Source organism: Pontibaca salina (assembly GCF_016307205.1).
Taxonomy (GTDB): Bacteria; Pseudomonadota; Alphaproteobacteria; order Rhodobacterales; family Rhodobacteraceae; genus Pontibaca; species Pontibaca salina.
This window is the reverse complement of the sequence record NZ_JAEIJD010000005.1, coordinates 56,213-77,349: the sequence shown is the minus strand read 5'-3', so window position 1 is coordinate 77,349 and position 21,137 is coordinate 56,213. Positions and strand designations below refer to the sequence as shown.

Annotated in this window: 22 protein-coding genes; 14 read left to right on the top strand and 8 right to left on the bottom strand. The window is 60.9% G+C overall.

All coding sequences use genetic code 11. The features are described 5' to 3' along the window. Positions 1–2: 2 nt before the first annotated feature. The 3 genes from plsX to JAO82_RS07890 form a co-directional block, all read right to left on the bottom strand. On the bottom strand, positions 3–1,130 hold the full coding sequence (plsX, locus tag JAO82_RS07900; RefSeq protein WP_198685832.1) for a phosphate acyltransferase PlsX: 1,128 nt from the start codon (positions 1,128–1,130) through the stop codon (positions 3–5). Positions 1,131–1,153: 23 nt separating this feature from the next. Then, positions 1,154–1,360 (bottom strand): 50S ribosomal protein L32, encoded by a 207-nt coding sequence (gene rpmF / locus JAO82_RS07895; RefSeq protein WP_198685831.1) that lies wholly within the window; start codon positions 1,358–1,360, stop codon positions 1,154–1,156. A gap of 202 nt (positions 1,361–1,562) precedes the next feature. Further along, entirely contained in the window at positions 1,563–2,099 is a 537-nt protein-coding gene (locus tag JAO82_RS07890; protein ID WP_198685830.1) for a YceD family protein, read from the bottom strand. Between the two features lie 84 nt (positions 2,100–2,183). Between JAO82_RS07890 and JAO82_RS07885 the strand changes: the two genes are divergently transcribed. Genes JAO82_RS07885 through JAO82_RS07875 form a run of 3 tightly spaced genes read left to right on the top strand, consistent with a single transcriptional unit; the run spans position 2,184 to position 5,301 of the window. Continuing rightward, complete coding sequence (locus JAO82_RS07885; protein WP_198685829.1) at positions 2,184–2,651, top strand: outer membrane protein assembly factor BamE; 468 nt, start codon at positions 2,184–2,186, stop codon at positions 2,649–2,651. Between the two features lie 45 nt (positions 2,652–2,696). Then, on the top strand, positions 2,697–3,449 hold the full coding sequence (locus JAO82_RS07880) for a GNAT family N-acetyltransferase (protein ID WP_198685828.1): 753 nt from the start codon (positions 2,697–2,699) through the stop codon (positions 3,447–3,449). Positions 3,450–3,480: 31 nt separating this feature from the next. After that, positions 3,481–5,301 carry an ABC-F family ATP-binding cassette domain-containing protein gene (locus tag JAO82_RS07875; protein WP_198685827.1) on the top strand — a complete coding sequence of 607 codons (1,821 nt, stop codon included), beginning with the start codon at positions 3,481–3,483 and terminating at the stop codon, positions 5,299–5,301. 2 nt (positions 5,302–5,303) lie between these two features. Here JAO82_RS07875 and tyrS read toward each other — a convergent pair whose 3' ends face one another. Next, complete coding sequence (gene tyrS / locus JAO82_RS07870) at positions 5,304–6,557, bottom strand: tyrosine--tRNA ligase (protein ID WP_198685826.1); 1,254 nt, start codon at positions 6,555–6,557, stop codon at positions 5,304–5,306. 63 nt (positions 6,558–6,620) lie between these two features. Between tyrS and JAO82_RS07865 the strand changes: the two genes are divergently transcribed. The 3 genes from JAO82_RS07865 to JAO82_RS07855 all read left to right on the top strand — a co-directional run bounded on the left by JAO82_RS07865 (position 6,621) and on the right by JAO82_RS07855 (position 10,213). Beyond that, the gene (locus tag JAO82_RS07865) at positions 6,621–7,745 is read left to right on the top strand and encodes an anhydro-N-acetylmuramic acid kinase (protein WP_198685825.1); all 1,125 of its coding nucleotides are present in this window, start codon (positions 6,621–6,623) and stop codon (positions 7,743–7,745) included. A gap of 46 nt (positions 7,746–7,791) precedes the next feature. Beyond that, entirely contained in the window at positions 7,792–9,210 is a 1,419-nt protein-coding gene (locus JAO82_RS07860; protein WP_198685824.1) for a protein adenylyltransferase SelO family protein, read from the top strand. A gap of 235 nt (positions 9,211–9,445) precedes the next feature. After that, positions 9,446–10,213, top strand: a complete 768-nt coding sequence (locus JAO82_RS07855) for an endonuclease/exonuclease/phosphatase family protein (RefSeq protein ID WP_198685823.1) — start codon at positions 9,446–9,448, stop codon at positions 10,211–10,213. A gap of 4 nt (positions 10,214–10,217) precedes the next feature. On the opposite strand, the gene JAO82_RS07850 is transcribed toward JAO82_RS07855, so the two are convergent. Continuing rightward, positions 10,218–11,495 (bottom strand): DEAD/DEAH box helicase, encoded by a 1,278-nt coding sequence (locus tag JAO82_RS07850; protein WP_198685822.1) that lies wholly within the window; start codon positions 11,493–11,495, stop codon positions 10,218–10,220. A 371-nt stretch (positions 11,496–11,866) separates the two neighbouring features. Here JAO82_RS07850 and JAO82_RS07845 point away from each other — a divergent pair, with 371 nt between their 5' ends. From JAO82_RS07845 to eno, 3 genes are all read left to right on the top strand, one after another. Beyond that, complete coding sequence (locus JAO82_RS07845; RefSeq protein ID WP_198685821.1) at positions 11,867–12,283, top strand: Fur family transcriptional regulator; 417 nt, start codon at positions 11,867–11,869, stop codon at positions 12,281–12,283. Positions 12,284–12,362: 79 nt separating this feature from the next. After that, on the top strand, positions 12,363–13,310 hold the full coding sequence (locus tag JAO82_RS07840; RefSeq protein ID WP_198685820.1) for a DMT family transporter: 948 nt from the start codon (positions 12,363–12,365) through the stop codon (positions 13,308–13,310). Next, positions 13,307–14,584 (top strand): phosphopyruvate hydratase, encoded by a 1,278-nt coding sequence (gene eno, locus JAO82_RS07835; protein ID WP_198685819.1) that lies wholly within the window; start codon positions 13,307–13,309, stop codon positions 14,582–14,584. The genes JAO82_RS07840 and eno overlap by 4 nt, the downstream gene beginning before the upstream one ends. Positions 14,585–14,631: 47 nt before the next feature. On the opposite strand, the gene JAO82_RS07830 is transcribed toward eno, so the two are convergent. From JAO82_RS07830 to mazG, 3 genes are all read right to left on the bottom strand, one after another. After that, positions 14,632–14,907, bottom strand: a complete 276-nt coding sequence (locus tag JAO82_RS07830; RefSeq protein WP_198685818.1) for a glucose-6-phosphate isomerase — start codon at positions 14,905–14,907, stop codon at positions 14,632–14,634. Between the two features lie 169 nt (positions 14,908–15,076). Continuing rightward, positions 15,077–15,523 carry a GNAT family N-acetyltransferase gene (locus JAO82_RS07825; RefSeq protein WP_198685817.1) on the bottom strand — a complete coding sequence of 149 codons (447 nt, stop codon included), beginning with the start codon at positions 15,521–15,523 and terminating at the stop codon, positions 15,077–15,079. Between the two features lie 140 nt (positions 15,524–15,663). Continuing rightward, positions 15,664–16,485 carry a nucleoside triphosphate pyrophosphohydrolase gene (gene mazG, locus JAO82_RS07820; RefSeq protein ID WP_198685816.1) on the bottom strand — a complete coding sequence of 274 codons (822 nt, stop codon included), beginning with the start codon at positions 16,483–16,485 and terminating at the stop codon, positions 15,664–15,666. Positions 16,486–16,547: 62 nt separating this feature from the next. On the opposite strand from mazG, the gene JAO82_RS07815 reads away from it, so the two are divergent. Genes JAO82_RS07815 through prmC form a run of 5 tightly spaced genes read left to right on the top strand, consistent with a single transcriptional unit; the run spans position 16,548 to position 21,048 of the window. Then, on the top strand, positions 16,548–17,711 hold the full coding sequence (locus tag JAO82_RS07815) for a M20 aminoacylase family protein (RefSeq protein WP_198685815.1): 1,164 nt from the start codon (positions 16,548–16,550) through the stop codon (positions 17,709–17,711). Between the two features lie 23 nt (positions 17,712–17,734). After that, complete coding sequence (gene speB / locus JAO82_RS07810) at positions 17,735–18,697, top strand: agmatinase (protein ID WP_198685814.1); 963 nt, start codon at positions 17,735–17,737, stop codon at positions 18,695–18,697. Further along, positions 18,694–19,131 (top strand): DUF1499 domain-containing protein, encoded by a 438-nt coding sequence (locus tag JAO82_RS07805; protein WP_198685813.1) that lies wholly within the window; start codon positions 18,694–18,696, stop codon positions 19,129–19,131. Before speB ends, JAO82_RS07805 begins: the two co-directional genes overlap by 4 nt. A gap of 31 nt (positions 19,132–19,162) precedes the next feature. Further along, positions 19,163–20,218 carry a peptide chain release factor 1 gene (prfA, locus tag JAO82_RS07800; RefSeq protein ID WP_198685951.1) on the top strand — a complete coding sequence of 352 codons (1,056 nt, stop codon included), beginning with the start codon at positions 19,163–19,165 and terminating at the stop codon, positions 20,216–20,218. Then, positions 20,215–21,048: a peptide chain release factor N(5)-glutamine methyltransferase gene (prmC, locus tag JAO82_RS07795; protein ID WP_198685812.1), complete on the top strand. Its 834-nt coding sequence runs from the start codon at positions 20,215–20,217 to the stop codon at positions 21,046–21,048. Before prfA ends, prmC begins: the two co-directional genes overlap by 4 nt. Positions 21,049–21,137: the final 89 nt, after the last annotated feature.

The window sequence follows — 21,137 nt, the reverse complement described above, 5'->3', positions numbered from 1 at the left end:
GCCTAACCTTCATATTTGTCGTTGACCGTCTTTGCCGCATCAGCTGCCGACGGCGTTGCTTCCTCTTGCGCGACCTCGGCGGTAGATGCAACCCGTGCCGCCAGCCTATCGGTAAACCCGGACTTGGCCAACTGAAACGCGAGCTTGATCGCCGATGAAACACCAGTGGCATCAGCCCCGCCATGTGATTTCACCACGGTGCCGTTGAGGCCCAGAAACACGCCGCCATTGACCCGGCGCGGATCGATGCGTTTATGCAACCGGCGGATTGTAGTGATGGCCAGGATAGACGCCAATCGGGACAGCAGCGAATGGCGGAACGCATCGCGCAGCAGGGTCGAGATCAGCTTGGCAGTGCCTTCGCCGGTCTTGATAGCAACGTTGCCGGTAAACCCGTCGGTCACAATCACGTCGGCCGCGTCGCCAGTGACGTCGCTGCCTTCGACAAAGCCGACATATTCGAAATTGGCGCTGTCGCTGAATTGTGCGATCAAGGTATGCGCCTCTTTCAACTCGGCACGGCCCTTGTGCTCTTCAGTACCAACGTTCAGCAGACCGATGCGCGGGCGGCGCAGGCCCATGCCATTGCGGGCATATGAGGCCCCCATCAAGGCGAATTGAAGCAGGTCGGCAGCATCCGCGCGCACGTCGGCCCCGACGTCCAGCATAACGTTGAATTTACGCGCGGCGAGTGCGGGGTAAAGCACGGCGATCGCGGGGCGGTTAACCCCGGGCAGCTTGCGCAGGCGGATCATGCTGAGCGCCATCAGTGCGCCGGTGTTGCCGCAGGAGACCGCGCTTGCCGCCTCACCCAAGCGTACCGATTCCAACGCCGACCACATCGACGTGTTCTTGCCGTTACGCAAGACAAGGCTGGGCTTATCGTCCATGGTGACGACATCAGGTGCGTCGCGAAATGTGACCCGATTGTTCAGATCGCGCCGTTTGGCAACCAGTTTGCGCAACCGGACTTCGGGGCCATGCAGGATAAAGCCGATCTCGGGGTTCTTCGCTGCCGATGCGGCCAGACCGGCAACAACGGCCCCCGGGCCGGCATCGCCGCCCATGGCGTCGACCGAGATGATGATGCGTCCGGCTTGTTCAGAGGCCTGATCGGGTTGGGCCGTCATTTAATTGCCCATCCGTCAAGGGCTTACGCCGCGTCCTCATCCAGGTCGATCTCGTCGGCCAAGGCGACGACTTCCATGTCGTTATAATGGCCGCAAGACGCACATACATGGTGTGGGCGCTTCAGTTCGCCGCAATCTGGGCATTCGTTGGGGTTCGCTGGGGTCAGCGAATCGTGTGCGCGACGCTTGTTACGACGCGATTTGGAAACCTTGTTCTTCTGGACGGCCATGTCTCAAACCTTGCCTAATGGGGCCAGCGGGCGATCCCGGCGGCGAAATTGCGTTTTGTCTTTGCGTCGTCATGCTCGGCGCGCCGTGCGTTTAGGCTGCGATCCGTGCAATGTCCAACCATAAATCCGATGAAGGCGGGAAAATACCGGTATTATCGCCCGGCGCAAGAGAATTCTTTAAGCTGGTGCCGCGTATTTGTCATCAGGTTCCATTTTTTAGCGCATCTCGCAGCTCTGCCAGTCCAGCGAAGGGCTTGAGATCGCGGTCGCGCAGCGGTTCGACCCCCGGCTCGGCAAAGACCGCTTCACCCAGATCAACGCCTTTAGCGCGGGGATAAAGGGGCGCTGCCAGAGCAAGAGCCTCGGCCATGACGGTGTGTGGGTCGATATGGCTGCCCAGCCGTTCCTGTGTTTCATCCTCGGGCATTTCCACCTCCTCGCCTTCGGGCTCGGGCAGGTCGGCCAGATAGGTGCGCCTTACGTCCGTGTCGATCCGCGTGGTTACCGGCTCTAGCGTGGCGACGCAGGGCTGTATCACGGTGGCCCCCAATCGCCCCAGCAGGACCCAGTCGCGACTGCCTTGTGCCTTGATCTCACCCGAGAAGCGCAGCTTGCGCAAGCCGCTCAGGCCCAGCTCTCGCGCTAATGCGTCGCGTTGCGCGGCATCGGGGCGCAGATCGAATGGCGTCGGCGTGTTTCCGTCGAGATTGACAACTAGCAGGGCAGTTTTGTGGGGCATTTACAGTCTTTCGTTTCTTGAACCCTTGGCACGGCCTATGTAATCGGGATAGAAGGCCATTCAAGCCGAGGCAAGGGGACAGCTATGTTCGCCACACCAAAAACGTTTGCAGGCGCAGCGCGCGCAGGGCTGGCCGGTCTGGCATTGTTGTCGCTTACCGCGTGCAGTGCAGTCTATCGCAATCACGGCTATGTTCCTACAGCCACCGAACTATCTCAGGTGACAGTCGGTAAGGATACGCGCGCAACTGTGGTGGAAACCATCGGCGCGCCCACCGCGAACGGTGTGCTGGATGACAGCGGCTTTTATTACATCTCGTCGCGGCTGCGCCATTTTGGCCCGATGGAGCCCAAGGTCGTGGATCGCCAGCTGGTTGCGATCAGCTTCAACAATTCGGGTGTGGTGCAGAATATCGAACGCTTCGGGCTCGAGGACGGGCGGGCAGTCCCGCTAGAGCGGCGCGTGACCAGTTCCAGCGTCGAGGATAAAACTTTCCTGCGTCAGCTTTTGGGCAATCTGGGTCGCTTCAATCCGGCCTCGGTCCTGCAATGATTGCGTCGCCCACGGTCTGAGCCAGTGGCCAGAACACAGGGGGCCGTGACAAGCAGGCAGAGCGATTTACCTTTTCTGACCAAAGGGCGTTATAGCGCATATTTGATCAGTGGTGAAGGCGAGATCGCGGACGCCGTAGCGTTGCGGGTGTTGGCATTCGGCCCTCCGGGCGGGAGTGACGAGTTTGACCCGCTATGCACCCACCTGCTGATTCGTCTTGAGCAGAGTGGTACTCTGGTGTGTTGTTTGCGCATGTTGGCCTTGGCCAATGGAGGCGAGGCAAAGCGCAGTTATTCGGCACAGTTTTACGACCTGTCCCGGCTAGCCCAGCTTGCCGCGCCAATGTTCGAGATCGGTCGTTTCTGCATTCATCCCGATTGGCACGATCCGGACATTTTACGTATTGCTTGGGGGGCAATAACGCGGTTTGTCGATAAAAGGGGCGCGGCGTTTCTATTTGGCTGTTCGTCTTTTTCCGGCGTTGATCCCACACCCTATCTGGATGCGTTCTCCGTGTTGAAGGCCCGCCATCTTGCGCCATTGGCACTCCGTCCGGGTGTTAAATGGCCCGATCCGTTCCGCTTTGCGGCCGAACTGCAGTGCCGGCCCGATCCGCGCAGCGCTGCCGCTCAAATGCCGCCATTGCTGCGCAGCTATCTGCTGATGGGCGGGCAAGTCAGCGACCATGCGGTGATCGACTGGCACATGAACACGCTGCATGTCTTTACCATGCTTGAGATCGCCGCAATCCCGCCCGCGCGGAAGCGACTGCTGCGGACTATTGCCGCGTCCCATTGACGTCAGGTGCAACCATGGCTAGCTCGCAGGCATGGCACGCATACCCCTTTTGCAACTTAATCGCATCGCGCTGACATTCGGTGGTGATCCGGTATTTTCAGATCTCGACCTGGTGGTTCAGCCGGGCGACCGGCTGGCGCTGGTCGGGCGTAACGGATCGGGCAAATCGACCCTGATGAAGGTCATGGCCGGGTTGGTCGAGCCGGATAGCGGCCAAGTCAGCATCGCGCCGGGCAATACGGTTGGCTATATGGAACAGGATCCTTCGATGGCGGGATTTGCCACCTTGGGCGATTATGCCACCAGCGGTCTTGGGCCGGGCGAGTTGTACCGCGTTGAACGTGCCGCCGAGGGGCTGAAATTCGACCCCGAGCGCCCTGTCGCAACCGCGTCTGGCGGAGAGCGCCGCCGCGCCGCGCTGGCCAAGCTGATGGGCGAGGCCCCAGATTTGATGCTGTTGGACGAGCCGACGAACCATCTGGATATTCAGGCAATCGCCTGGCTCGAGTCGGAACTGACCGCGACCCGTGCGGGATATATTCTGATCAGCCACGACCGCGCCTTTCTGCGCAATCTTGCCCGCGCGACGCTGTGGATCGACCGTGGCCAAGTGCGCCGTCTGGACAGAGGGATCGACGCCTTTGAAGGATGGCGCGATCAGGTGTGGGAAGAAGAGGACAGCCAGCGCCACAAACTGAACCGGCTGATCAAATCCGAAAGCCGCTGGGCAATCGAAGGGATCAGCGCGCGGCGCAAGCGCAATCAGGGCCGGGTGCGCGCGCTGCAGGATCTGCGCGCCCAACGTGCTGGCCAGATCCGCCGACAGGGCACTGCTGCACTGGCGCTGGAAGCGGGCGCAAGGTCTGGCCGCAAAGTGATCGAAGCCATTGATATATCGAAATCTTACGATGAAAAGGTGGTGTTGCGCGATTTCTCGCTGACCGTCCACCGGGGCGAGCGGGTGGCCGTTGTCGGCCCCAATGGCACTGGAAAAACGACATTGCTCAAACTGCTATTGGGCCAAACTGCACCCGATAGCGGCAGCGTCACCTTGGGCACCAACCTGCAAATCGCCTATTTCGACCAGGCGCGGGCGCAGCTTGATCCGGATATGACGCTTTGGGACAGTCTGACCGGTGACCCTGAAATGCGAGTATCGGGCAAGGCCGATCAGGTCATGGTGCGCGGAGCGCCGCGTCATGTCATCGGCTACCTCAAGGATTTCCTGTTTGACGAGGCACAAGCCCGTGCGCCGGTGCGTTCGCTCTCGGGCGGGGAGAAGGCGCGATTGCTGTTGGCGCGGCTGCTGGCACGGGAAAGTAACCTGCTGGTGCTCGACGAACCAACCAACGATCTTGACATCGAAACGCTGGATCTGCTGCAGGAACTGCTGGACGATTACGCGGGCACAGTTCTGCTTGTCAGCCACGACCGCGATTTCCTCGATCGCATTGCCACAACCACGATCGCGATGGAGGGGCAGGGCCGCGCTGTCATTCATGCCGGCGGCTGGAGCGACTATGCGGCGCACCGCGCTGCGACCGAAGCGGCTGCGGTGCCCAAGCCTGATCCCAAGGCCGAAAAGCCGCAGGCGGAGAGGGCCAAAGCATCGGGACAGGCAAAACCCAGTCTCACATTCACTGAAAAGCACCGGCTTGAGGCCCTGCCCGAGGAAATCGCCCGCCTTGAGGCCGAGATTGCGAAGCTACAAGAACTGATGTCCGACCCCGAGCTTTACACCCGTGAGCCGGTCAAATTTCAGAAGGCGACCGATGCGCTGGTGGCGCGGCAGAAAAAACTCACCGCCGCGGAAGAGGAATGGCTGGAACTGGCGGAAAAGGCCGAGGGTTAAACCTAACCCTCCAGCCGTACCAGTGCGTGCCGTTTCCTTCCGGCGCTCAATTTGATTGGCGTTGCCAACGCGGCGGCATCAATCATCAATCCAGCATCGCTAAGCGGCACATCGTCCAGCCGTGCCCCGTTCTCGGCGATCAGGCGCTTGGCTTCTCTTCCGGAACTGGCCAGACCTGCCCGCACGATCAGTTGCACGACCGACACCCCGTCACCGATCTGCTCGCGTGTTAGCGACAAGGTGGGCAGGTCGTCCCCGACACCACCTTTCTCGAACACCTCGCGGGCCGTGGCTTCGGCTGCGGCCGCGGCCTCTGCACCATGGCACAGCGTCGTGACTTCATTGGCGAGCCGGATCTTGGCGGCATTGATCTCAGACCCCTTCAGGGTGCCTAGACGCTCACATTCATCAAGCGGCAGTTCGGTGTAAAGCTTCAAAAACCGCCCGACATCCGCATCGGTGGTGTTGCGCCAAAATTGCCAGAATTCGTACGGTGAGAGCTTGTCCGTGTTCAGCCAGATCGCGCCGCCCGCTGATTTGCCCATCTTGCGCCCGTCGCTGGTCGAAAGCAGCGGCGAGGTCAGCCCGTAAATTTCATGGTCCAGAACCCGGCGGGTCAGGTCGATGCCGTTGACGATATTGCCCCACTGATCCGAGCCACCCATCTGCAACCGGCAGCCATAGCGGCGGTTCAGTTCCAAGTAATCATAGGCTTGCAGGATCATGTAGTTGAATTCGAGGAACGACAGCGATTGTTCCCGGTCGAGCCGCGATTTCACCGATTCAAAGGACAGCATCCGATTGACGCTGAAATGGCGCCCGATGTCGCGCAGGAATTCCAAATAGTTCAGATCGCTCAGCCATTCGGCATTGTCCAGCATCAGCGCATCGGTCGCACCGTTGCCATAGGTTAGGTATTTGGCAAATACCTGTTTCATACCTGTGATATTTTCGTCGATCTGCTCGGTCGTCAGCAGCGGGCGCTCATCGGCGCGGAACGACGGATCGCCCACCTTCGTGGTGCCGCCGCCCATCAGAGTGATCGGCTTGTGTCCGGTTTTTTGCAGCCAGCGCAGCATCATGATGTTCAACAGATGCCCCACATGTAGCGATTTTGCCGTGGCGTCATAGCCAATATAGGTCGGCACGACTCCGGCCATCAGCGCATCGTCCAGCCCCTGCAAATCGGTGCAGTCGGCGAGATAGCCGCGTTCGATCATCACACGCAGGAATTCCGATTTTGGATGATAGGTCATGGCTTGCCTCTGGCTTTGATTGCGGGGCAGTGTATAGGCGGCAGTCGGGCAAAGGAAAAGGCCATGAATAAGGCTATCGGCAAAAGCGGAATCGTGCGCGCTTTGGGAGCGATGAGCGGCACCTCACTGGATGGCGTGGACGCTGCCCTGATCGAGACCGACGGCATCCGCATCCACAGCTTCGGGGCCAGCGCCTATCGTGCCTATACTGATACCGAGCGCGAACTGCTGCGCGAGGCGCTTGGCCACTGGCACGGACCGGCGGTCAATGCGGCGGGGGCGGTGATCGATGCGGCCCATGCCGAGTTGCTTGCCCAGTTTGACGAGGTCGATCTTGTCGGGTTTCATGGTCAGACACTCGCGCATGAGCCCCGCGGACGCGGCACCTTGCAAGTCGGCGATGGTGGCGCTTTGGCGCGGGCCCTGAACCGCCCGGTGGTCTGGGATTTCCGCAGTCACGACGTGGCGCAAGGCGGCGAGGGTGCGCCCTTAGCGCCGTTCTTTCATTTTGCCTGTGCGCAATGGATCAAAGCGCGCGCGCCGCTGGCTTTTCTCAACCTTGGCGGCGTTGGCAATTTGACATGGGTTGATCCCACCCGTGCCGCGCCCGAGGACAAAGGCGCGCTGCTGGCCTTTGACACCGGCCCGGCCAACGCACCGGTCAATGATCTGATGCAGGCGCGGCTGGGGCAGGGGATGGACCGCGACGGGGCCTTGGCGGCGCAGGGTCAGGTGGCAAGCGGCGCGTTGGAGCAATTTCTGGCCGACCCCTATTTTATGCGAACTCCACCTAAGTCCTTAGACAGAAATGATTTCGCCAAGGTGCTGGAACTGGTAACCGAGCTTTCTGATGCCGACGCCGCCGCCACGCTCACCGCCATGTGCGCTGTCGGGGTCGGGCGGGGCATGGCCCATTGCCCGCACCCGCCCGAGCGGCTTCTGGTCACTGGCGGGGGGCGGCACAACAAGGTCTTGATGGAAATGTTGCGCGACAATCTCGACTGTCCGGTTGATCCCGTGGAAATCATCGGGCTTGATGGTGACATGCTCGAAGCGCAGGCTTTCGCCCATCTCGCTGTGCGGGTCGCGCGGGGCCTGCCCACCTCTTGCCCCGACACCACCGGGGTGCGCGCGGCAGTGGCGGGCGGAACGCTCAGCCATCCGCCATTGGTCGACATGCTACGGTAAAGCAAACGGCGCTGGCATTCCGCGATGCAGCGCCTATTTTGGGATCATGACCCTTAGCATTCCCTTCGACAACAGCTATGCCCGCCTGCCAGCCGGGTTTTATTCCCAACAGGCCCCGCGCCCGGTTTCAGCGCCTCGCCTCGTCGCGTTCAACGCCGATCTGGCGCGATTGCTGAACATCACGCCCGGCGGAGCAAAGGAGATGGCGGAGATATTTTCCGGCAACACCGTGCCCGAAGGCGCAAGCCCGATCGCCCAACTTTATGCCGGGCACCAGTTCGGCCAATATAACCCGCAACTGGGCGATGGGCGCGCCGTGCTGCTGGGTGAAACCGTGGGCAGCGATGGCAAGCGCCGCGATATCCAGCTCAAGGGCTCTGGTCGTACGCCCTACTCGCGCAGTGGCGACGGACGGTCGTGGTTGGGCCCGGTGCTGCGCGAATATATGGTATCCGAAGCGATGTATGCGCTCGGCGTTCCCACCACCCGCGCCTTGGCTGCGGTGGAAACCGGCGACAAGGTTTACCGCGAGGGCGCGCTGCCCGGCGCCGTGTTAACCCGTGTGGCCTCGAGCCATCTGCGCGTGGGCACGTTTCAGGTCTTTGCCGCGCGCGGCGACAAACGCGCACTGAAGCAGCTGACCGATTACGCAATCCAGCGCCACTATCCCAATGCGGACGGGCCGATGGGCCTGTTGGCAGCAGTGCGCGACACGCAGGCGCAGTTGATTGCGCAATGGATGGGGGTTGGCTTCATCCATGGCGTGATGAACACCGACAATATGGCGATTTCGGGCGAGACCATTGATTATGGCCCCTGTGCCTTTCTGGATGTTTACCACCCGGAAACCGTGTTCAGTTCAATCGACCGGATGGGCCGCTATGCCTATGCCAACCAGCCCGACATCGCGGTCTGGAACCTCGCCCAATTGGCCACGGCGCTGCTGCGCCAGCTGGACGATCCGGAAAGCGGCGTGGCGCAAGCGACCGAAATCGTCCATGCCATGCCGCAGCTGCTGCGCGACCACTGGCTGCAAGTCTTCGCCGCAAAGATCGGGCTCAGCAATCCCGACCCCGAAGATGGCGCGCTGATTGGCGAACTTCTGGGCATCATGGCCGACAATCAGGCCGATTTCACCAACACGTTCCGGGCGCTGGGCACCAAAACAGCGCGCGATCAGTTCACCGATCCCGCTGCTTTTGACGCTTGGGCAGAAACTTGGCGCGTCCGTCTGAGCACCGAACCGGACCCCACAAAAACCCTGCAGGCGGCCAATCCTGCCTTCATCCCGCGCAACCATCGGATCGAACAGATGATCGATGCCGCCCTCAGGGGTGATTACGCGCCTTTCCACCGCCTGAACGCAGTGCTGGCGCGGCCCTATGACGACCAACCCGACGATGACGACCTAATGCGCCCGCCCACTCCGGATGAGGTCGTGCCGGCCACCTTCTGCGGTACCTGATGGCTCTTTCTGGTCAGAAATACCCCCCGGGGGAATCGCCGCAAGGCGATGGGGCAGCGCCCCGTCGCGCCAGTCACATGCGCAGCACGGATTGACCAGATCAAGCGCGACCCGAACATGAGAGTCGATTCTTCCGGCCGGAGACAGCCAGCCGGGCGGGTATGTCAGGGCTTGCCAGCGGTGCCGGCTTTGGTCACATAGTTTGCATCCCGCTAGGAGAGGATCGCCGTTCGCTATGACCCGACCTGTAAAACCTCCCGAACTGCTGCGGCTGGCCAGCTACAATGTGCAAAAATGCGTCGGGTTGGATATGCGTCGCCTGCCGCGCCGTATTCTACAGGTTTTGAGCGGGATCAGTGCCGACATCGTGGTGCTGCAAGAGGCCGACAAGCGTTTGCCGCCGCGTCCGGCTGCATTGCCACATTTCGTACTGGACGAAGCTGGCTGGGAGATCGCGGATTTCGGCGGTGCAGGCTCGCTCGGCTGGCATGGCAACGCCGTGATCTGGCGCTCAAATAGGGGGCTGGAACTCATTGAGATGCATCACATTACGCTGCCGGGGCTGGAGCCCCGCGGCGCGATCCGGGCCGAATTTGCCACCGCGCAGGGGCCGCTGCGGGTGGTCGGGCTGCATCTGGGGCTGATCGGGCGGCACCGGTTCCAGCAAGTGCACCATCTTGCGGAACACTGTGCTGCGCTACCGTCTATGCCGACGGTCTGGGCCGGAGATTTCAACGAATGGTCACGTTTGCCGAATATTGACCGGATGGCACCGAAAATGCGTTTCTTGCCGCCATTGCCCAGCTTTCCGGCCCCCCGCCCGATGGGGTCGCTGGACCGGATTGCGCTGGGCGGCGGGCTGCGCGCTGTCAGCCACGGCGTTTGGCAAGAGCGTCCGGCGCAGATTGCATCGGATCATCTGCCGGTCTGGGCTGATCTGGAGCTTCCACTGCAGTCGGACGCCAAAGAAAAGGGGTCGGACAGCACCGACCCCTTCCTATAGTGTACTATGCGGCGTCGGAACGCACCTGACCACCCTTGCCGCGCGACCGTGTGCGCCGTCGCGAGTGCGTCGGTTGGCCGGCTTCGCTGCCGCCACCGCCGCCGCCCCGACGGCGTCTGCCGCCGCGCGGTTTTTTCGGCTCTTCGATAACTTCCCACGGTCGCCCCGAAGCGACGGGAATGCTGATCCCCATGGTTTTCTGGATCGCCTTGAACTCGCCCATTTCATCCGGGGCGCAGAATGCAATCGCAGCGCCATCTTTGCCCGCGCGGGCGGTGCGTCCGATGCGGTGAACATAGTTGTCCGGCACGTTGGGCAGGTCGAAGTTATAAACATGCTTCACATCGGGAATATCCAATCCCCGCGCCGCCACATCGGTGGCGACCAGCACCCGCACATCACCCGACTTGAAGGCGGAAATCGCCCGGTCGCGCTGGTTCTGGCTTTTGTTGCCATGAATTGACGCGGTTGCGAAACCTGCCTTGTCCAGCGTGCGCATCAGTTTTTCGGACCCGTGCTTGGTGCGTCCGAACACCAGCGCACGATCGTCGCGGTGCTTGTCGAGCAGTTCGATCAGCAAGTTGACCTTTTCTGTCTTGGCGATGAAGTGCACCTCTTGCGTGACCTTGTCGGCGGCTTTTCCCGGAGGCGAAACTTCGACGCGAATCGGATTGCGCAGATAAGAGTTGCCAAGTTCGTTCATCTGTTTGGGCATGGTGGCCGAAAACAGCATGGTCTGACGTTCTGTAGGCAGCATTGCGGAGATTTTGCGCAATGCATGGATGAATCCAAGGTCCAGCATCTGGTCGGCTTCGTCGAGTACGAGGAAGGCGGTTTCGTCCAGACGCAGAGCGCGCCGATCCATCAGGTCAATCAACCGTCCGGGCGTTGCCACCAAAAGATCGGTGCCGCGTTCCAGCCGCTTGATCTGCGGGTTGATGGACTGTCCGCCCACAACCATATTGACTCGGAGCCGCGTGCCGTCGCAGAACTCGCGCAGGTTCTGGGCAATCTGCCCGGCCAGTTCGCGGGTCGGAGCCAGGACCAGTCCTCTTACGGTTTTCGGGGCTGGTTTGCGGTCGGTTTCCAGCATCATGGCAATCAGCGGCAGGCCGAATGCGGCCGTTTTGCCGGTACCGGTCTGTGCCAGACCCAGCACATCGCGCCCTTGCAATGCATGCGGAATCGCGTGCGATTGGATCGGTGTGGGTTGGGTTAGGCCAAGAGCATTGAGTCGGGTGTTGAGATGGGCGGGCAGGCCCATCATTTCGAAATCGTTCAAAATATTTCCTTTCGGGAAACGGCACAGTGCCGTCCCATATCTCATCTTCCACCACGAATGGCGGATATCGGGGGCGCACAAACCTCTGGTCAGGGGCAGAATGCCAACACAGACCGGTTCCGCGCTTTGCCCCACGCGTGATTTTGGGAACATCCATCCTTGTCTTGCGGTCGGGCCCGGCAAGCGGGCCTGGCGGGCGCTGCCCACCGTTTCTGTCCTGCTCACGCGGCAGAAGACAAGGCTTGAGTGCCAATTGGCGATTTGGAGCGGAATTGTCAAGCAGCAGATTGCTTTGTTGCGGGCTTGGCCCCGGCCATGCACCGCGTTAAACCCTGTGTTCAACGTAAGGAAATCGGGGAAGGAGAGTCGTCATGGCCGAGTCGATCATTGCCCGCTGCGAGGCTGCGGGTCTGCGCATGACCGACCAGCGCCGGACCATCGCGCAAGTGTTGGGCGACAGCGACGATCACCCCGATGTCGAGCAGCTCCATACCCGTGCAAGCGCGCTGGATGCGGGGATTTCCATCGCCACGGTGTACCGGACGGTCAAGCTGTTCGAAGAGGCAGGAATACTCGAGCGGCTGGAATTCGGGGATGGACGAGCCCGATACGAAGACGCTGATCGCGACCATCACGATCATCTGATAGACATGATTTCGGGCGAGGTGATCGAGTTTGTCGACCCCGAGATCGAAGAGTTGCAGGAACAGATCGCCCGCAAGCTGGGCTATGAGCTGCACGGTCACCGGCTGGAGCTATACGGAGTTCCGATCAAAAAGCCGGAGTGACGCCATCGCGTGATAGTAGTTGCTGCAGGCGTGGAAATTGGCCAAGACCTGAACTGAACGGCCTGAAGGGGCGGTAAATATGGACAATCTGCGCGGCGCATTGCTGATGACGCTGTCGATGCTGGGCTTCGCCTTCGAAGACATGCTGATCAAGATGATGGCCGATTCGCTGCCGACCTGGCAGATCATCGGCATGCTGGGCGCGGGCGGGGCGTTGGTGTTCGGCGCGCTGACCGTCTTCCGACGTGAGGCACTGTTTAACCGGGCGTTTTTCGACCGCGCCATATTACTGCGTAACTTGGGCGAATTGATCGGGACCATCGGGTATGTCACTGCCATCACGTTGACACCGATCTCGTCGGCTTCGGCGATCCTGCAGGTGACACCACTGGCGGTTACGCTGGGAGCGGCCCTGTTTTTGCGCGAGCCGGTCGGATGGCGGCGCTGGAGTGCGATCCTGATCGGGTTTTTCGGCGTAATGCTGGTGATCCGTCCAGGCTATGAGGGGTTCGACGCGTTGTCGCTGATCACGCTTGTTGGCGTGTTTGGGCTGGCCATGCGCGATCTGGCCACACGCCGCGTTGCACGCAGCACATCGTCGTTCCAGCTCAGTTTTCTTGCCTTTGCGGCGCTGATTCCGGCGACTGCGGTTCTGGCGTTGTTCAGCGATCATCCGCCGGTTGCGCCCACGCCGCATTTGTGGGGGCTGATGGCCGCCGCGCTGGCGATGACCACGCTGGCCTACTACGCCATCGTTGCTGCCATGCGGGTTGGCGAAGTGTCCTACGTGACCCCGTTCCGCTATAGTCGGCTGCTTTTCGCTATGGTGATCGGGGTTTTCGTCTTCCACGAAGCGCTGGACGCGCCGATGTTGATCGGCTCGGCGTTTATCGTCGGCTCGGGAGTTTATACGGTTTGGCGCGAGCGACGGGTTCGCGCAGTTATTCCGACCACCCCTTCCCCTGGTGCAATGTTACCGCTAAAAGGAGCGGAAATGACCAGCAGCGGCAAGGACAATCAGACATGAGCACGATCATCGACATACACGCCCGCGAGATCCTCGATAGCCGGGGCAATCCCACGGTTGAAGTGGACGTGACCCTTGAAGACGGCTCCGTAGGCCGCGCCGCCGTTCCCTCGGGGGCCTCGACTGGCGCACACGAAGCAGTGGAGCGGCGCGATGGCGACAAAGCGCGGTACCTTGGCAAGGGCGTTCTTGAAGCCGTGGCAGCGGTGAACGGCGAGATTGCCGATGAACTTGTGGGCTATGACGGCACCGAGCAGGTCGCGATTGACCTGAGTATGATCGAACTGGACGGAACGCCCAACAAGGGCCGGTTAGGCGCAAACGCGATTCTGGGCGTATCTCTTGCTGTGGCCAAGGCAGCGGCTGAATATAGCGACCAGCCGCTCTTCCGCTATGTCGGGGGTATGTCCGCGCGGGTGCTTCCGGTGCCGATGATGAACATCATCAATGGCGGTGAGCATGCCGACAACCCCATCGACATTCAGGAATTCATGATCATGCCGGTCAGCGCGGCCAATATCGGCGAGGCCGTGCGCATGGGGGCCGAGGTTTTTCACACCCTGAAGCGCGAATTGACCGACGCGGGTCTGTCCACCGGTATCGGCGACGAGGGTGGGTTTGCGCCGAACATCGCCTCGACCCGCGAAGCGCTGGATTTCGTGCTAAAATCGATCGAAAAAGCTGGCTACAAGCCGGGCGAGGACATCTATCTCGCACTGGATTGTGCAGCGACTGAATACTTCAAGGATGGGCGCTATGTCTTTTCTGGCGAAGGGCTTTCTCTAACATCCGAGGAGAATGTCGACTATCTCAAGGCGTTGGCGAATGATTATCCGATCATCTCGATCGAGGACGGAATGTCCGAGGACGACTGGGATGGCTGGCGCGCGTTGACTGCGGCGATAGGCGACAAGGTGCAACTGGTGGGCGACGATCTGTTCGTGACCAACCCGAAACGCCTTGCAGATGGCATCGCTCAGGGCAGTGCCAACTCAATGCTGGTCAAGGTGAACCAGATCGGTACCCTGACCGAGACGCTGGAAGCGGTTGAGATGGCGCATCGCGCTGGTTTCACCAATGTGATGAGCCACCGTTCGGGTGAAACCGAGGACGCGACCATTGCGGACTTGGCGGTGGCCACTAATTGCGGCCAAATCAAGACCGGGTCGTTGGCGCGTTCTGATCGGTTGGCCAAATACAACCAATTGATTCGTATCGAAGAGATGCTGGGTGAGACGGCGCAATTTGCGGGCCGGTCGGTCCTGAAAACCTGATAGGGTTACACCCGCCGCCCGATAGACTTGGCGGCGGGTGACTTTGGTTACGGGCAGGGTGCCTCGTAATAGGTGCCGTCGCCGCGTGCATAGGCGCAGACTTTTCTCTGGTTGTTCGTCGCAACCATGGTGCCCGCCGCAGCGCCACCTAGGGCGGCGATGGTCTTCCAGTTCTTGTTGGCGCCCAACGCGTCCGCCGCGATCAGCCCGGTTGCCGCACCACCTGCAACACCTGCAACCGTGCGCTGATCCGTGGTCATATTCTCGCATGCCGCCAGCAACATCGTCGACGCTCCGACAATGCCGATAAACCAATTCTTCATGTTAGTTCCTTCCAGACTTCATGTTGTTTTGAGTGCCGGCACTCGGCGGCCGGCCAACGTTCGCAGACTAGCGAATCCGAAACCAAACGCAACGGAATGCTTGCGGGTTCCGGCTGCGAGACGAGACGCAGTGGAAAAAAGGCAAGAAACTGCCTTTTTCGACAGCGTGTTACAAAAACTTGCTCATGAAGGCGATGTCGTCACGTGACATGAATTTGGCTTTGGCAGCAAGGCGCATTGCGGCTTCGTTGTCTCTATCGACTTTCAGGTGCAGCGCCTTGACGCCAGCATTAGCTAAAGCGGTCGGCAAGGTTGTCAGAACTTCAGTCGCGATGCCACGCCGGCGCACGGCACGCCGCAGATAGATCTGGTCGATCCGCCCGTCCATTCCGCCCAGTTCCAGCGACCAGCCAAAACTGACTACGACATAACCCATCGGTGCCCGTGCTGGACCGATCAAATAGATTGCCCCGTGCGGGACGCCGTCAAGCAGTGGCATCAATGCGGCGCGACGCTGATCTTGGTCACGGGGCTGTTCGGTTTCTTCGTCAAACCCTTTGACAAGCGCGCTGAGCCGCTCAAGATCCGCAGGCTTGGCGAGGTGTAGTGCGCTCATCTAAGGGACGCCGCCCGAATGAGGGCAGCATTCTGCCCGAGATCGGTTTTGATGGTGATCTTACGCGCGCTCATATGTGTCCTGCACTGTCGGTTATGAGCCCAAACTGACGGTCATGACAGACAATGTCCAGAAGCGGATTATTGCCGGACCTTTTCCTCAGCCTTCGCCGCGTCCCACAGCGCGTCCATTTCGGCCAGATCGCTTTGGGCTGGGGTCTTGCCGCGCTCGGCTAAACGCGCCTCGACAGCGCCAAACCGGCGGCTGAACTTGGCATTGGCGCGGCGCAGGGCGGATTCGGGATCAAGGTTCAGATGACGGCCCAGATTCACCATGACAAACAGCAGGTCGCCATATTCCTCTTCGATGTGGTCGGGATCTTCGCTTGCCTGCGCCTGCACAAGTTCGCCGGCTTCCTCAATGATCTTGTCCAGCACATCCGCAGTGCCGGGCCAGTCGAAACCAACACGCGCCGCGCGTTTCTGCAACTTGGCGGCGCGCAGCAGAGCCGGCAGGCTGATGGCAACGCCATCCAGAGCGCCCCCTTGCGCGGCACGGGCGCGTTCCGTTGCCTTGATCGCCTCCCAGTCGCGGGTCTGCTGTTCTGCTGACTTGTCGCGCGATTCAGAGCCGAAGACATGGGGGTGACGCGCCACCATCTTGTCGCTGATATTGTGCACCACGGCGGAGAAATCGAACAGTCCCGCCTCGTCCGCCATCTGCGCGTGATAGACCGCCTGAAGCAGCAGATCGCCCAGCTCGCCCTCCAACTCGTCCCATGCTTGCCGCTGGATCGCGTCAGCGACTTCGTGCGCCTCTTCGATGGTATAGGGGGCGATACTGGCGAAGTCCTGCTCGATGTCCCAAGGGCACCCGCGCTCGGGGTCGCGCAGCGCGCGCATGATCGCCAGCAGTCGGTCGATACCGGCATCGGGGTCGTGGATCAGCGGATCATCGGGCATTGCCTTGGCCTTACGGAAGATGTCAGATGCACTCAAACCCACCCGAGCGTAGGAGTCCACCCATGGCCGTGGTCAACCGTATTGCCGATTATGCCGATGACATGACCGCATGGCGGCGGCATTTGCACACAATTCCCGAACTGGGCTTTGATTGTCCACTAACGGCGGCATTCATCGCCGAGCGGCTGCGCGAGTTCGGCGTCGACGAATTGCACGAGGGCATCGCGAAAACCGGCATCGTCGCAATCATTAACGGGCAGGGCGCGGGGCCGACCATTGGCTTGCGCGCGGATTTCGACGGCCTGCCGATCACGGAACAGACCGGGCTGGCCCATGCCAGCCGCCATCCGGGGCAGATGCACGCCTGCGGCCATGACGGCCATACCACGATGCTGTTGGGCGCGGCGCGCTATCTGGCCGAAACGCGCAATTTCACCGGGCGTGTCGCGCTGATCTTCCAACCTGCTGAAGAGGCGGGCGGCGGGGCCGGGGTCATGGTGGATGAAGGCATCATGGAGCGATTCGAAATTTCGCAGGTCTATGCGCTCCATAACGAACCCGGTGAACCCGAAGGCAGTTTTCTGACCACGCGCGGGCCGATCATGGCGGCGGTGGGCATCTTTCGCATCGACATCAACGGGCAGGGCGGGCACGCTGCCATGCCCCATCAAACCCGTGATCCGATCATGGCAGCCTGCGGCATCGCGCAGGCGCTGCAGACCATCACCAGCCGTAATAACAATGCGCTCGACAATTTGGTGCTGTCGGTGACCCAGATCCATGCAGGAAGCGCCAATAATGTGATTCCCGACCATGCTTGGCTGAACGGCACGGTGCGAACCTTTGATGCAGACGTGCAAGACATGGTGCAAGCGCGGATGGAACAGATCGTTGCCGGACAGGCCGCCGCCTATGGCGTGAGCGCGGAACTGACATTCACCACCACTTACCCCGCGACAATCAACACGGCCGAGAATGCCGATTTCGCCGCCGAAGTGGCGCGCGAGATCGCGGGCGCAGAGCGCGTCACGACCGACACCCCGCGCCATATGGGGGCCGAGGATTTCTCCTATATGCTGAACGCGCGGCCCGGCGCCTATCTGTTTCTGGGGCAGGGGGAGAGCGCCGGATTGCACCACCCGGAATACGAGTTCAATGATGCGATCGCGCCCGTTGGCGCATCGTTTTTCGCCCGGCTGGTTGAACGCGCACAGCCCATCGGCTGACATAAACGAGGGGGGGACATGCTATGGGATTGGAAGACGCGAAGAATCAGGTGGATCAGGCCTTTACCCGTGACGACTTGCGCGGTCTGTCCCATGAAAACGCCTTTGGCGGCGCGACATCGTTCTTGCGCCGCCGCTATACCAAGGATCTGACCGGGGTCGATGTGGCAGTGACCGGCATCCCCTTTGATCAGGCGGTGACCAATCGCCCGGGCACGCGGCTGGGGCCGCGCGCCATCCGCGAAGCCAGCACGCTGCAACCCTTCGATCCGCCCTATGGCTGGCCCTTCGATGTGCTGAGCGATCTGGCCATCGTTGATTACGGTGATATGGCATTTGACTATGCCGACATCCCGGCCTTTCCGGACCGCGTTACCGGACATATCCGCACGATCCTTGACGCTGGCGCGGCCAGTGTCACGCTGGGTGGTGATCATTATATCAGTTTTCCGATCCTGCGCGCCTATGCCGAGAAATTCGGACCCATGGCGCTGTTGCAATTCGACGCCCATACGGACACTTGGCCCGATGATGATATGACCCGCGTCGATCACGGCACGATGTTTTACAAGGCGGTAAAATCGGGCCTGATCGACCCGGCACGCTCGGTTCAAGTGGGGATTCGCACAACGAACCCCGACACGCTGGGCATCAATATCATCGACGCCCGCCAAGTGCATGAGCAGGGGCCGGTGGAAACGGCAAGGCGAATTCGCGAGATTCTCGGCGACCACCCGGCCTATCTGACCTTCGACATAGACGCGCTTGATCCCGCCTATGCGCCGGGTACCGGCACGCCGGTTTGGGGCGGGCTGTCCTCGGCACAGGCGGCAATCATGCTGCGCGATATTGCCGGCATCAACCTCAAGGGTGGCGACGTGGTCGAAGTTTCGCCACCTTTCGACAGTACCGGCGCGACAGCGGTCGCGGGGGCCCATGTGGCGACCGAAATCCTTTGTCTGCTGGGCTACCGGTCGCACAAATGAGGTATGCCATCGTGGTATTCTGGGTCGTTCTTGCGCTGATTGCAGCCGGGATCACCTATGTCCGCCTCGCGCCCAGCGAGTTGGGGCGCTGGCACCGGATGCCGGAGTTCCAAAGCGACAGTGATTTCGAAAACGGGGTGAATCGTATCCTGAAAACCGGGCCCGACGGGCTGGCGGGTTTGGCAGCGGTGGCCAAAGCCGGGCCCCGAACGCGCCTTTTGGCGGGATCGCCGGCACATGGTATGATGACTTGGATCACCCGCACGAAATGGATTGGCTTTCCCGATTACACGACCGCCGTGCAGGAAGGCGATATGTTGCGTATTCATGCGCGGTCTCGCTTTGGTAAATCCGATCTGAGGGTCAACCGCGTGCGAGTCGACGGCTGGATCAGCCAGTTGAAACCACAGCAAAATGGTGCCGGTTCCTCTTGACCAGCGCGCCGCGATGTCGGAAACCGCACATATGATCCCCGAAGACCGCCTAGAACAGATTACACAGAGGTTTCAATATCTCGAAGCTGTCATGGCCGATGGCAGCCGCGCCGGGGATATCGCCACGCTGGGGCGCGAATATTCGGAACTGCGCCCGGTCGTCGAACAGATTGCTACATGGCGCGCCCTGCATCGCCAAGTCGACGATGCGACAGCTTTGCTGGACGATCCTGATATGCGCGCACTGGCCGAGGAAGAGCTGGCGGAATTGCGCGATCGCCTGCCGCAGGTCGAGCAAGACCTGCAATTGGCGCTATTGCCCAAGGATGAGGCCGATACCCGCCCCGCGATCCTGGAAATCCGTCCCGGCACGGGCGGAGACGAGGCGGCATTGTTCGCGGCTGATCTGCTGCGCATGTATCACCGCTATGCCGAGGCCCGTGGCTGGGGATTTGATATCGTCGAACAACAGGCCACCGAGCTTGGCGGTATCAAAGAGGTCGTGGCCCGAATTGAGGGCGACAATGTGTTCGGTCGCCTTAAATATGAAAGCGGCGTGCACCGTGTTCAGCGTGTGCCCAGCACCGAAAGCGGCGGGCGCATTCACACGTCAGCCGCGACCGTGGCGGTCTTGCCCGAGGCCGAAGACGTGGACATCGCCATCGATACGAACGATCTGCGCATCGATACGATGCGCAGTTCCGGCGCGGGCGGGCAGCATGTGAATACCACCGATTCGGCCGTGCGCATCACCCATGTGCCCAGCGGCATCGTCGTCACCAGTTCCGAGAAATCCCAGCATCGCAATCGCGAGATCGCGATGCAGGTTTTAAAAACGCGCCTCTTCGACATGGAGCGCCAGCGTGTCGACAGCGAACGCAGCGCCAGCCGCGCGGCTCAGGTGGGCAGCGGCGATCGTTCGGAACGGATCCGGACCTATAATTTTCCCCAAGGCCGTATGACCGATCACCGTATCAACCTGACGCTTTACAAGCTGGAACAGGTGCTGGCCGGCGAATTGGATGAAATCATCGATGCGCTGGCCACCAACGCCCAGGCCCGCCTTCTAGCCGAGATGAGCACATGAGCACAGCAGCGCAAGCTCTAGCCACTGCCACTGCGCGTCTGCGGGCCGCCGGGGTGCCGGATCCGGCGCGGGATGCACGTCTGCTGTTGGCCCATGCTGCACGGATTGATGCGGTCCGCGTGACCCTGATCGCGCCCGAGGATCTCGCACCCGAGATCGCCGACCGCTTCGAGCAATTGATCGCCCTGCGCGCGGTGCATGTCCCGGTGTCGCATCTGGTGGGCGAGCGCGCCTTTTACGGTCGTCGCTTCAAAGTCAGCCGTCATGTGCTTGATCCGCGACCGGAAACAGAAACCCTGATTGAGGCGGCTTTGGCCGAACCGTTCGAGCGGGTGCTCGATCTTGGCACCGGCTCGGGCTGTATCCTCGTCACGCTGTTGGCCGAACGGGAGGACGCGACTGGCCTTGGTGTCGATATCAGCGAAGCCGCCTGTCTGCAGGCTAGCGCCAACGCGGTACTGCACGGCGTGGCAGCGCGAACGGATATCTGCGCTTCGGACTGGTTTCAAAGCGTAACAGGCCGGTTTGATCTGATTGTGTCGAACCCGCCTTATATCGCCCTGTCAGAGATGGAGAGCCTTTCGAATGAGGTACGACATCACGAACCCGAAATCGCGCTTACGGATGGCGGTGACGGTTTGGGCGCCTACCGTCTTATTGCAGCAGGGTTAACGGCGCATCTTGCGCCGAAGGGCCGCGTGATCGTCGAGATCGGCCCGACACAGGGCGCTGCGGTGCGCGCGATACTGTCCGATGCCGGCCTGACCGATGTGCGTATCCTGCCTGATCTGGACGGGCGCGACCGCGTCGTTTGCGGTGACGCACGCTGAAAATTGCCGATTTGACGAGAAACCACCTTATATTTCGTCCAAAATCACAAATATTTCAAATGAACCCCTTGTAAGAAACGTCAGAAAGT